The organism is Bradyrhizobium sp. MOS002 (assembly GCF_003020115.1).
Taxonomy (GTDB): domain Bacteria; phylum Pseudomonadota; class Alphaproteobacteria; order Rhizobiales; family Xanthobacteraceae; genus Bradyrhizobium.
Map to the genome: position 1 here is coordinate 303,376 of NZ_PYFX01000003.1, position 12,437 is coordinate 315,812.

General features: G+C 63.8%; 10 protein-coding genes. 7 read left to right on the forward strand and 3 right to left on the reverse strand.

Annotated features, from left to right (window positions below; genetic code table 11):
• The first annotated feature begins 111 nt into the window (after positions 1-111).
• A complete protein-coding gene (locus tag C7G41_RS10180) occupies positions 112-2,613 on the forward strand; it encodes a GAF domain-containing protein (protein WP_199198291.1) in 2,502 nt (833 codons plus the stop codon).
• 6 nt (positions 2,614-2,619) lie between these two features.
• On the opposite strand, the gene C7G41_RS10185 is transcribed toward C7G41_RS10180, so the two are convergent.
• Both C7G41_RS10185 and C7G41_RS10190 read right to left on the reverse strand, forming a co-directional pair.
• Complete coding sequence (locus C7G41_RS10185) at positions 2,620-4,200, reverse strand: MDR family MFS transporter (RefSeq protein ID WP_106942440.1); 1,581 nt, start codon at positions 4,198-4,200, stop codon at positions 2,620-2,622.
• 156 nt (positions 4,201-4,356) lie between these two features.
• The gene (locus C7G41_RS10190) at positions 4,357-4,872 is read right to left on the reverse strand and encodes a YcgN family cysteine cluster protein (RefSeq protein ID WP_106942441.1); all 516 of its coding nucleotides are present in this window, start codon (positions 4,870-4,872) and stop codon (positions 4,357-4,359) included.
• 294 nt (positions 4,873-5,166) lie between these two features.
• Here C7G41_RS10190 and C7G41_RS10195 point away from each other — a divergent pair, with 294 nt between their 5' ends.
• Genes C7G41_RS10195 through C7G41_RS10205 form a run of 3 tightly spaced genes read left to right on the forward strand, consistent with a single transcriptional unit; the run spans position 5,167 to position 8,621 of the window.
• On the forward strand, positions 5,167-7,452 hold the full coding sequence (locus tag C7G41_RS10195; RefSeq protein ID WP_106942442.1) for a transglycosylase domain-containing protein: 2,286 nt from the start codon (positions 5,167-5,169) through the stop codon (positions 7,450-7,452).
• Positions 7,453-7,461: 9 nt separating this feature from the next.
• Entirely contained in the window at positions 7,462-8,040 is a 579-nt protein-coding gene (locus C7G41_RS10200) for a DUF1214 domain-containing protein (RefSeq protein WP_106942443.1), read from the forward strand.
• On the forward strand, positions 8,037-8,621 hold the full coding sequence (locus tag C7G41_RS10205) for a DUF1254 domain-containing protein (RefSeq protein WP_106942444.1): 585 nt from the start codon (positions 8,037-8,039) through the stop codon (positions 8,619-8,621). The genes C7G41_RS10200 and C7G41_RS10205 overlap by 4 nt, the downstream gene beginning before the upstream one ends.
• 322 nt (positions 8,622-8,943) lie before the next feature.
• On the opposite strand, the gene C7G41_RS10210 is transcribed toward C7G41_RS10205, so the two are convergent.
• Positions 8,944-9,915, reverse strand: coding sequence for a GlxA family transcriptional regulator (locus C7G41_RS10210; protein ID WP_106942445.1), 972 nt, complete (start codon positions 9,913-9,915; stop codon positions 8,944-8,946).
• Positions 9,916-10,006: 91 nt separating this feature from the next.
• Between C7G41_RS10210 and C7G41_RS10215 the strand changes: the two genes are divergently transcribed.
• The 3 genes from C7G41_RS10215 to C7G41_RS10225 all read left to right on the forward strand — a co-directional run bounded on the left by C7G41_RS10215 (position 10,007) and on the right by C7G41_RS10225 (position 12,421).
• Positions 10,007-10,687, forward strand: coding sequence for a DJ-1/PfpI family protein (locus tag C7G41_RS10215; protein WP_106942446.1), 681 nt, complete (start codon positions 10,007-10,009; stop codon positions 10,685-10,687).
• Positions 10,688-10,777: 90 nt separating this feature from the next.
• Entirely contained in the window at positions 10,778-12,046 is a 1,269-nt protein-coding gene (locus tag C7G41_RS10220) for an ABC transporter substrate-binding protein (protein WP_106942447.1), read from the forward strand.
• Between the two features lie 135 nt (positions 12,047-12,181).
• Positions 12,182-12,421, forward strand: a complete 240-nt coding sequence (locus C7G41_RS10225) for a DUF1127 domain-containing protein (protein ID WP_106942448.1) — start codon at positions 12,182-12,184, stop codon at positions 12,419-12,421.
• The last annotated feature ends 16 nt before the right edge of the window (positions 12,422-12,437 follow it).

Here is a 12,437-nt window from a genome sequence, read left to right on the forward strand (position 1 = left end):
GGGCCCGGTTCTGGCCGCAAAACTCGCTGTCGCGGACGCTGGCTCCGGCCGCAGGAGATGTGATAATCCGCCTTGGTGCCGCGCATGTCGCCGCATCAAGCTGGATTGCGAATGACCACCCCTGCGAACGACATCGAGGAACTCGAGCGCCTGTTGCAGTCGGCCACAGCCGAGAACGCGCAGCTTCGAAGCGAGCTCGCGATTGCGCGCGATCGTCAGAGCGCCAGCGCCGGGATTTTGCGTACCATCGCGGCCTCTCCCTCCGATGCCCGGCCGGTCTTCGAGGCGATTGCGTCCAGCTCCCGACGTTTGCTCGGCGGCTTCTCCGCCACTGTGCTTCAGTTCATCGAGGACGAGCTCCACCTCGTGGCGTTTACGCCAACCAGCCCAGAGGCGGACGAAGGGCTCAAGGCGTCGTTCCCGCGGAAGATAGCCGACTTTCCGACCTTCGCGCTGGTGCGTGGCGGCGAGACGATCCAGTTTCCGGATAGCGAAGCCGCTGATGTCCCGGAGCTGAACCGGAACCTTGCGCGGCTGCGTGGCTTCCGCAGCGTGCTGTTCATGCCGCTGATGAATCGGGGGACACCGGTCGGCATGATCAGCGTCACGCGCGCCGAGCCCGGCGCGTTCGCAGCCGACCTCGTGCAGTTGCTCCAGACCTTTGCCGACCAGGCGGTGATCGCGATCGAGAATGCGCGGCTGTTCAACGAGACGCGCGAGATGCTGGAACGCCAGACCGCCACCGCCGACATTCTGAAAGTGATGGCCGCTTCACCGTCGGACGTACAGCCGGTGTTCGACGCCATCGCCGCCAACGCCAACCGGTTGATCGGCGGCTTCTCCACGGCAGTGCTGCGCTACATCGGCGGCGCCGCGCACCTTGCGGCGTTCACGCCCACCGATCCGGCCGGCGATCGCGTGCTGCAGTCCTCGTTCCCGGTGCCATTCGCGCAGTTCCCGCCCTACCAGCTCGTGGCCGATGGTGCCGCGGCGCAATTGCCCGACACCGAGGTCGAGCCGGCAGCCCGCGACATCGCGCGCGCCCGCGGCTACCGCAGCATGTTGTTCGCGCCCTTGATGAGCGACGGCGAGGCCATCGGAATCATCATTGCCACGCGGCGCGCGACCGGCGCGTTCGGCGAGCATCATGTGGGGCTGCTGCAGACCTTCGCCGACCAGGCGGTGATCGCGATCAAGAATGTCAGCCTGTTCAACACCACGAGGGAAGCGCTGGAACGGCAGACCGCGACAGCCGACATCCTCAAGGTGATCGCGGCCTCGCCCGCGGATGTGACGCCGGTGTTCCAGGCGATCTCCGACAGCGCCAAGTCCCTGGTCGGCGGACATTCCTCCACCGTCACGCGCGTCATCGACGGCCAGCTGCACCTGGCCGCCTTCACCACCGACAACGAAGCCGGCAACGACGAGCTGCTCAGCTCGTTCCCGGCGCCGCTGTCGGCATCCGGCATTCACAGCCGGGTGGCGACGAGCGGAGAGTTCGCATTCCGCAGCGACATGCAGAACGAGCCCGACCTCACGGACGCCATGAGAGAGCTGGCGCGGACCAGAGGTTATCGCAGCATCCTCGTGATCCCGATGCTGCGCGACGGCGTCGCGATCGGCACCATCGGCGTGACGCGCCCCGAGGCCGGTCCCTTCCCGGACAAGGCGATCGCCCTGCTCAAGACCTTTGCCGACCAGGCCGTGATCGCCATCGAGAACACGCGACTGTTCAACGAGGTGCAGGACCGCACCCGGGACCTCGCCAAATCGCTCGACGATTTGCGCGCCGCCCAGGACCGGTTGGTCCAGACCGAGAAGCTGGCCTCGCTCGGCCAGCTCACCGCCGGCATCGCGCACGAGATCAAGAATCCGCTCAACTTCGTCAACAATTTTGCATCGCTCTCCGCCGAGCTGACGGACGAGCTGAACGAGGCGCTCGCGCCTGTCCCGCTCGCGGACGACGTCCGCAGCGAGGTCGACGAGCTGACCGGGCTCCTGAAGGACAATCTCGGGAAAATCGTGCAGCACGGCAGGCGCGCCGACTCCATCGTCAAGAACATGCTGCTGCATTCCCGCGAGGGCGGCGGCGAACATCGGCTGAGCGACATCAACGCGCTGGTCGAGGAGAGCCTCAACCTCGCCTATCACGGCGCCCGCGCCGAGAAGCCGCAGTTCGACGTGACGCTGAAGCGCGAGCTTGATCCGGCAGCCGGGCACGCGGAAGTGTTTCCGCAGGAGATCACGCGGGTACTGCTGAACCTGATCTCGAACGGCTTCCACGCGGTGGCCAAGCGCAAGTCCGATGACGGCGCTGCCGATTACGAGCCGGTGGTGATCGCCGTAACGCGCGACCGGGGTGACAGCATCGAGATCCGCATCCGCGACAACGGCACCGGCATTCCGCACGATGTGAAGGAAAAGATGTTCGATCCGTTCTTCACCACAAAGCCGGCCGGCGAAGGCACCGGCCTCGGATTGTCGATGAGCCACGACATCGTGGTGAAGCAGCACGGTGGCACGATCGACGTCGCGACGGAGCCCGGTGCGTTCACCGAGTTCACGATTCGATTGCCGCGAAACAGCAGCTTTCCAGACGGAGGTCGCGGCTAGCGGTTCTTACTCCGCCATCTCGGCGGGTTGCGTCGTGGAGGGACCGGCCAGCGGCCGCTCCTCCATCATGATCAGGCAGAGCGCGGCGCCGGCCATCAGCGCGGTGGCGGCACCGAAGACATATCGGAACGCATGCCGCATGTCGTCGGCGGGGATCGCATTGACGGCGCCGTGATGCTCGCCGGCGAGCGGAACGTCGGCGCCAAGTGCAATAAGCAGGATGGCCGCGAACGCCGCGACCGTGAACGACGACATCAGCGAGCGGAAGAAGTTCAACGCGCCGGTGATGGTGCCGACCTGCGGACGGGCGACCGAATTCTGCACCGAGACCACGCAGACCGGAAAGGTGGTGCCGAGGCCAAGCGCAAACGCGGCCATCAGCGTCAGCAGCGCCCAAAGCGGCAACGTCGTCAATGTGAGGCCGAGGCCGCACAGCGCAGCCCAGGACGTTCCGACGATGGCGACCCGCTTGTAGTGCTTGGCGCGCGCCATGGTGCGGCCGGCGACGGCCGCGCCGACGGTCGAGACCGCCGCGAGCGGAATCAGCGCGAGGCCCGCTTCGCTGGCGCTGAGATGATAGACCGCCTCGTAATAGAGCGGCAGCTGCACCGTGAGCCCCGTGATCGCACCGAGCGCGCAGCCGCCGGCCGTCAGCCCGAACGGCACAACCGATCCTCCGAGCAGCGGCAGCGGCAGGAACGGCTCGTCCGCCCGTCGCGCGTGCCACACGAAGGTGACCGCGAGCGCGACCGCGCCGCCCACCATCGCAACCACGGTCGGCGAGAGCCACGGGAAGCGCGTGCCGCCCCAGGTCAGCACCAGCATGAAGACGACGGCGGAGGCCATCAGCAGCACGCCGCCGAGCCAGTCGACCTTGCGCTTGCGGTGGAATACCGGGATCTTCTTCATCCTGGGCAACAGCAGCGCGATCGCAGCAGCTGCGAGCGGCACATTGATCCAGAAGATCATCGACCAGTGCAGATGCTCGGCGAACACGCCGCCGATGACCGGGCCGAGAATGCCGCCGACCATCCAGACACTGGAGAAATAGGCTTGATACTGGCCGCGCTCGCGTGGGCTCACGACGTCGGAAATCACGGTCTGCACGACAGGCATGATGCCGCCGCCGCCCAGCCCCTGGAGCCCGCGTGCAAGAATCAGCATCGGCATGTTCGGCGCGACCGCGCACAGCACCGAGCCGGCGACGAACAGGCTGAGCGAGATGATGATCATCACGCGGCGGCCGTAGATGTCGCTGAGCGTGCCGAACACGGGCGCGACCGCGGTCGACGCGAGCAGATAGGCGGTGATGACCCAGGAGAGATTGGAAACGTCGTGGAACTGGCGCCCGATGGTCGGCAGCGCGGTGGCGACGATGGTCTGATCGAGGGCAGCCAGGAACATCGTCAGCATCAGGCTGATGACGATGGTGCGGACCTCGTCCTGCGATAGCGGCGCCGGCGGCGCGAGCGAAGGAGCGTCATCGACGCTCAGGACCTCGGACGGAAGGCGAGACAATTCCTCGGCGATGTCGTCGGGCAATGTCTGGATGTCGGCAGAACTGCTCTGCCGCTCGAACTTGTTCATCTCGATCGGAAGCCATGAGGCGGCGCAACGCCGCGAAGGATTCGTTCTATGCAGTCCAATGTAGACAGCAAAGTTCTTCCCGGGCAGGCACCGCGGCGCATGGGAGCATCCCACCCCACGGCCATCCCGAACACGTGATCTATCTGATGCGGCGGATCAGTCCTTCGGACGTCGCTTCAGGCGGGCCCGTTTCGGCAGCTGCGCCGGCCACTGCACGATGTGGTTCTCGAGCTCATCGTCCGGGATCTCCACCTCGCTGCCTTCGACCCGTCCGCGTACGGAGACGCCGGCGTCATGCACGGTGTCGGGATCGCCTGACACCAGCGGATGCCACCAATAGAGGTCGCGCCCTTCCGCGACGAGCTTGTAGCCGCAGCTCGGCGGCAGCCAGTTCAGGGTGTGGACATTGGCCGGGGTCAGGCGGACGCAGTCCGGAACCTTCTCGGAACGATTCGCATAGTCCTTGCAGCCGCAGGTCACCCCATCGAGCAGCTTGCAGCCGACATGGGTGAAATAGATGTCGCCGGTGCCATCTTCCTCGAGCTTGTTCAGGCAGCAGCGGCCGCAGCCGTCGCACAGGCTCTCCCATTCGGGCCCCGACATCTCTTCCAACGTCTTGGTTTTCCAGAAGAATCCTTCCTGGCCTGAAGGTCGTTTGGGAGCTGCGGTCATGCGCCTCAACAAAAGTTCGAAAGAGCTACGGCTGGTGCCATCTAGGGCGTGCGGCCGGGGGGCTGCAAGCAACGCCCGCGTGAGGCCCGTAATGAACCGGGGTCAATTAGGCCTGTTGTTCAAAATCGCAAGCGTGACCATTGGTTTATAGGCCCTGCTCGGCTAGAAGGAACAGCAAGTCCCCACCGTCGCTGGCCGGGCGCCTTGGGTTTGCCGCAACACTCCCGCAAGACGTCTCGATGCCGCCCCGGCCGGGTGCTTGAACGCTTTCGAACCAAGCCGCAAGGGTTCTAGGTGCGCCAGATCATACCACCGCATTGGAAGGCCCGGATCCGGAATTTCTTCCTGGATCTCGATGCGCGCATCGATTCCTCGCTGTTCTCCTCGGCCAAGGGCATCCGCGAGCTCTACGAGCGCTACTCGACCTTCATGGACCGCTTCTATGTCGGACGTTGGAAGCGCTGGGTGTTCATCGAGCCGCTGTCGGAGGCTGCGACGCTGGGCCTCGGCGGCCTGGTCGTGATGCTCACGCTCGCCATCCCGGCCTTCCGCGAGACCGCGGACGAGGACTGGCTGAAGAAGTCCGACCTTGCGGTGACCTTCCTCGACCGCTACGGCAACCCGATCGGCAGCCGCGGCATCAAACACAACGACTCGATCCCGCTGGAAGATTTTCCGGACGTGCTGATCAAGGCGACGCTCGCGACCGAGGACCGCCGCTTCTACGAGCATTTCGGCATCGACATCGCCGGCACCGCGCGCGCGCTCGTCACCAACGCCCAGGCCGGCGGCGTCCGCCAGGGCGGCTCCTCGATCACCCAGCAGCTCGCCAAGAACCTGTTCCTGAGCAACGAGCGCACCATCGAGCGCAAGGTCAACGAAGCCTTCCTCGCGGTCTGGCTGGAATGGCGCCTGACCAAGAACGAGATCCTCAAGCTGTATCTCGACCGCGCCTATATGGGCGGCGGCACCTTCGGTGTCGACGGCGCCGCGCATTTCTACTTCAACAAATCGGCACGTGACGTGACGCTCGCCGAAGCCGCGATGCTCGCCGGCCTGTTCAAGGCGCCGACCAAATACGCGCCCCACATCAACCTGCCCGCCGCCCGCGCCCGCGCCAATGTCGTGCTCGACAATCTCGTCGACGCCGGCTTCATGACCGAGGGCCAGGTGTTCGGCGCCCGCCGCAATCCCGCCTTCGCGGTCGACCGCCGCTACGAGGCGTCGCCGAATTATTATCTCGACTACGCCTTCGACGAGATGCGCAAGCTGGTCGACACCTTCCCGAAATCCTACACCGAGCGCGTCTTCGTGGTCCGGCTCGCGATCGATACCAATGTGCAGAAGGCGGCGGAGGACGCGGTCGAGAACCAGTTGCGCCAGTTCGGCCGCGACTACCACGCGACCCAGGCCGCGACCGTCGTCTCCGATCTCGACGGCGGCATCCGCGCCATGGTCGGCGGCCGCGACTACGGCGCCAGCCAGTTCAACCGCGCCACCGACGCCTATCGCCAGCCGGGCTCGTCGTTCAAGCCTTACGTCTACACCACCGCGCTCCTCAACGGCTTCACGCCGAATTCGATCGTGGTGGACGGCCCGGTCTGCATCGGCAATTGGTGCCCGCAGAACTATGGCCATTCCTATTCCGGCGCAGTGACGCTGACACAGGCGATCACGCGTTCGATCAACGTCGTGCCGGTCAAGCTGTCGATCGCGATCGGCCAGAAGAACGAGCCCAAGGCGCAGAACCCGGCCAAGGTCGGCCGCGCCAAGATCGTCGAGGTCGCCCGCCGCTTCGGCCTCAAGGCGCCGCTGCCCGACACGCCGTCGCTCCCAATCGGCTCGGACGAAGTCACCGTGCTCGAGCACGCGGTGGCGTATGCGACCTTCCCCAACCGCGGCAAGGCGGTGACGCCGCATTCCGTGCTCGAAGTGCGCACCGGCGCAGGCGATCCGGTCTGGCGCTGGGACCGCGACGGGCCGAAGCCGCGACAGGCGATCCCCGCCTCCGTCGCCTCCGACATGGCCGGCATGATGAGCCACGTCGTCAGCGAAGGCACCGCGCGCCGCGCAGCCCTCGACGGCATTCCGACGGCGGGCAAGACCGGCACGACCAATGCCTATCGCGACGCCTGGTTCGTCGGCTACACCGGCAATTTCACCTGCGCGGTCTGGTACGGCAATGACGACTATTCACCGACCAACCGCATGACCGGCGGCTCGCTGCCGGCGCAGACCTGGCACGACATCATGCTCGCGGCGCATCAGGGCGTCGAGGTGCGGGAAATTCCAGGCATCGGCATGGGCCAGAAGCTGCCGCCCGAGCGGATCGCCAACGCGCAGGCCAATGCGGCGCCGAAGGTGCTGGAGACCAAGCCCGGTCCGCCGCCCGTATTGACCAAGCGCGGCGCCGACGTCTTGGTGCGCGTCGAGAAGCTGCTGGATGACGCGGCCAGGACCGCGACCAAAGCGGCCGTCACCGATCCCAAGCAAGCCAAGCCATCGTCCACGAGCGCGCTCGCCTTCCCGCAGAACTATGCGGAAGAGAATGCGAACGCATCCGCCCCGCGCAAGAACTGATCGAAACCAGTGCGGCTGATCCTGATCACATTGACGGCCCTTCTGCTCGCAACCGTCGTCGGCGTCGGCGCGACCTGGATGACGACGACTCGCGGCACCGAGATCGGCGCGCTGACCATCGGCCCCTGGACCGCGCGTCCGCGCACCGGCACCGCAGACGTCGATCCCTATTCGCGCGCCACCATCGTGCGCAACGGCGAGCTGCCGATCGGCACCGGCGACGGCGTCGCCTTCACCGCGACCGTCGACGACAAGAAGAAGGTGCTCGACGGCCGCTGCGATGTCGTGATCTCCGGGGTGACGCCGCCGGCACGGTTCTGGACGCTCACGCTCTATGACCGCAAGGGTCATCTCGTTCCCAATTCGCTGCAGCGCTACGGCTTCACCAGCCAGGAGATCGTGCGGCAGTCCGACGGTTCGTTCGAGATCCGCATCGCCTCGCGCTCGCGCGCCGGCAACTGGCTGCCGACCGGCGGCATCGAGCGCTACGCGCTGATGCTGCGGCTCTACGACACCCCGGTCGGCGTTGCCACCCGCACCCAGCGCGACGCGCCGATGCCCACGATCACGACGGCGGGCTGCTCATGATCCGGCTGTTGTTCACCATCGTTGCCGGCGTGGTGCTGGGCCTCGTGGTCCATCTCGTCAGCGTGCTGGCGCTGCCGCGGATCGCGACCCAGGACGCCTATTCGCGGCTGACGCCGATGACCAAGCTCAACGCCGTCACGCAGCTTCCACTCGCCGATCCGCAGACCTCGCCGATGCCGTTCATGGACCCGGCCTTTGCGCTCGCGATCTGCCGCTACGATCTATCGAACGGACCGATCAAGCTGACGGTGCCCGTCAGCCAGGCTTACACCTCGGTATCATTCTACACCCGCAACGAGATCGCCTATTACGCCATCAACGACCGCTCGGCCGGCAAGAAAGTGATCGAGCTCGATTTGATGACCGAGCCGCAGCACAACGAGCTGCCGGAGGACGAAGAGATCACCGCGGCCGACCGCCTGATCATCGATTCCCCCAGCACCACCGGCCTGATCGTGATGAAGGCGCTCGCCCCCGAGCCCGGACTGATGCCGCAGGCGCAAGGCTCGCTCGCGGCCGCGAGCTGCGGACCGCAGACCGAGCCGCCGGCCAAGGCCGAAGCGCCGCGCGGCCGGCGCTGACGCACAGCTTTCGGCAAGCCGCAAAACAAAAACCTGAAAAACAACCCCATGCACAGTAGCGGGGGCATTGAAATCATTAGCCATTTTATTCGCGCCAAATAGGCGTTTGCCGGACCGGTACATCCCTGCCCGTCGCGCTGTTCGGCTTTGACTCGTCGGGCAAAACACTGGCAGAATGGCATCATCGAAAGTCACCCGCGCGGAGCAATCCGCCGCGGGTTTTTTCATGCTGGAGCCCGGATCGTCATGATCAAAGCTTCACTGTTGTCTCCGCGGCAAGCAAGACCACCTCAACACCAAAGCCAAAATTGGATTTGAAGCGCTAGTCCAGCCAAGGGATCGCGGGCGACAGCTTCTCTGGTTTACGTGCGGAGCGTCGCAAGGACTGCGGAGGCTGACCAAAGGCACGGATGAACGCCCTTCGCATTCTTTCGGGATCGCGAAAACCTGTCGATTGCGCGACGCGCTCAATTGGCTCCCCGGAGGACTGTACGCGCTCGCGCGCGGCCTCGACGCGCAACCGCTCGACAGCCCGAGACGGGGTAGATCCGGTTTCGGCGACGAATGAACGGACGAAATGGCGTGCGCTCAGGCCGGCCCGCTCGGCAAGCGTCTCCACGGTGAGGCGCGCGTCGAGATTTTCGCGCATCCACGACAGAAGACTGCCGAAGCGGCCATTGGGCGTCTTGAGTTCGAGCAGGGTCGAGAACTGCGATTGCCCACCACTACGGCGATGGTAAAGGACAAGCTGCCGAGCGGTCCCCTGTGAAATTTCGTCGCCATGATCTTCAGCGACCATTGCCAGCGCGAGGTCTATCCCCGCCGTAACACCAGCGGACGTCCAAACGTCACCGTCCCTTGCGAAAATTCGATCTGCCTGAAGTTTCACTCTCGGATATCGTCCGATGAAGTCACGTGTGCGAGACCAATGCGTTGTCGCATACCGACCGTTCAACAGTCCCGCCTCGGCGAGAAGATAAGCTCCAGTGCACACGCTTGCGATACGCACGCCGCGTTTTGCCATCCTTTGAATGAAGGCAATCGTAGCCTTGCACTGCGCCGCCAATTCGACCCCTTCTCCTCCTGCCACGATGAGCGTTGACAGCGAGTTTGCCGATCGCAGGCTGCGGGCATACATCTCGGCTCCCGATGAACTCCGGACAGCGCCGGCCTTGATCGCAAATATCCCGGTGCGAGGCACGCTCTGCTTCTGCCGCCTTGCGATCTCGAAGACCGAGATCGGACCGGACGCGTCCATCAACTGAAAGTCTCTGAAAATCAGCAAGCCGATCATGGCATGTCCACATTTGAGGGAAATACGCCATTTCCGGCCCAAGGGCAGCATGGCAGGGTGTTGCGGTCAAGGGTGACGCGGGAGGCACGACATGTCGAAGCCGTTGCAGATCGGTCTGTTGGTGTTTCCTCGCGTGACGCAGCTGGATCTGACCGGTCCGGTTCAGGTCTTCTCCAGTCTGCCGGACGCAAAACTGCATCTCGTCTGGAAACGGATCGAGCCTGTCCCGAGCGATTCAGTCATCACGCTTACGCCGACCATCACTTTCGCTGATTGCCCGCAGCTCGACGTCATATGCGTCCCGGGTGGCTACGGCACGGACGAGCTTCTCCTGGACAAGGACGTTCTGGAGTTTTTGCAGAGGCAAGAACCGAAGGCAAAGTTCATAACGTCCGTCTGCACCGGTTCGCTGGTGCTGGGCGCTGCCGGACTGTTGAAGGGCTATCGCGCCGCGACGCATTGGACCGCCGTAGAGGCATTGCCGTATTTCGGCGCCTCGGTCTCGCGCGAGAGGGTTTGTATCGACCGCAACAGGGTTACAGGCGGCGGCGTGACAGCAGGCATCGACTTTGCGCTGACGCTGGTGTCGCTGTTGAAGGATCGTTCGGCCGCCGAGATGATCCAGCTTCGTCTGGAGTACAACCCGGCACCGCCTTTCGATGCCGGATCGCCGAACACCGCGCCCGCGGCAATCGTCGCGGCCATGAAAGAGCGGGTTGCCTCCGCGCATGCCAATCGCATGGAATTTGTGAAAAAGGCCGCTCTCACCTAGCGCAAGGTCACCCGCGACCCTGTGCTGCGCGATGCGACCTTCCGATGCCGGGAAGATAGCCAATCGTGACCTCGCGAACAAAGGTGGACAATGAGGCATTTCCCGATCGATGAATTTCACCCATTGCGGATCCAGCTTCATCGACTGGTTCTCGGTATTGGTTTGACGATCTCTATGACCGCATTTCCGGATTGCGGTTCCGCCAGCGAGCTCTCGGCTGGAATCGTCAAGATCGGCATCGTCAACGATCAAGCAGGACCGCTGTCGGATCTCGCGGGGCCGGGATCCGTGGTCGCGGCAAAGATGGCATTGGATGACTTTCGCAAGCTGTCTCCCGAACTGAAAGTCGAGATCGTCGTTGCTGATCATCAGAACAAGCCCGATATCGGTGCCCAGATCGTGCGCAAATGGTTCGACGTCGACGGTGTCGACATGGTTGCCGACGTCGGAAACTCGGCTGTAGCACTGGCCATCCAGTCGATCGCGCGCGACAAGAACAAGATCGTCATCTACTCCGCCGTCGGGACGACGGACATTGGTGGAAAGCAGTGCTCGCGCACGGGCCTGATGTGGCTCCACGACAACTATAATCTGGTGACCGGATCCATTCGGAGACTGGTGTCGCAAGGCTACGACACCTGGTTCTTTATTGCCGCAGACTATGCGTTCGGACGCAACATGGTGGAAGTGTCTCAACGTACGCTTGCCGCCGGCGGCGCAAAGTCGCTTGGTGCAGTCTTTCATCCGCTGGGAAATTCCGACTACGGCTCTTTTCTGCTGCAGGCCCAAGCCTCGAAAGCCAAAGTCGTTGCGTTCGCAAACGCCGGCGAGCAACTCGTCACGTCGATGAAGCAATGGAACGAGTTCGGATTGAACGCGACGCCGCAGAAGGCGGTGGCCGAGCTCATGTTCCTCACCGATGTGCACGCGATGGGACCCGAAACGGCCAAGGGGCTGACGACCGTGACCGCCTGGTATTGGGGGCTGAACGAGGAAACGAGGGCGTTCGGTCAACGCTTCTATAAGCTGCACAACGCCATGCCGACCGCGCCCCAGGCGGCCGTGTACTCTGCCGTGCTGCAATATCTCAAGGCGGTGGCTGCCGCGGGGACGGACGAGACGAATGCCGTTCTGGAGAAAATGCGCTCCATGCCTGTTGATGATTTCTATGCCCGAGGAGCCCGGTTGCGCGCCGACAACAAGCTCGTGCACGATTTCTATCTCGTCGAGGTCAAGAAGCCGTCAGACGTGAAGGTTGCCTGGGACTACTACAACGTCCTCGAGACAATACCCGCTGACGAGGCTTATCTGCCACTGAGCCAGAGCGAATGTCCATTGCTGAAAACCAGCGCGAATTAGCAATGTAAATGGGATCACAACCAGGACCGCTTGTGCGGCAAAGACGAGCATGATAGCAAAAGCCATCGGGTCAAACACAACCGCCCGACCAGCTTTCGAGCCAAGCGTTGTTTCGCTCCTTTATGGAGGTGAAACATGTCTTGCGACAGCACCACTGGCTCAATCAGTACATCCGACGCAGTCTTCGTCCCTGTTCCAAACCCTCGATGGTTCTGGAAGCTAACGCTCGCGCTGCTGGACGGCATCACACGGCGCCGCCAATACGACGAGCTTCTCGAACTGGATGACCGGCTTCTCGCTGACATCGGCTTATCGAGAACAATCGTTGGGGAAGCTCGACGGTCTTACTTCTCAGGTTGGCGCGACGATCGGTGATCGTCGTATCCCTTCA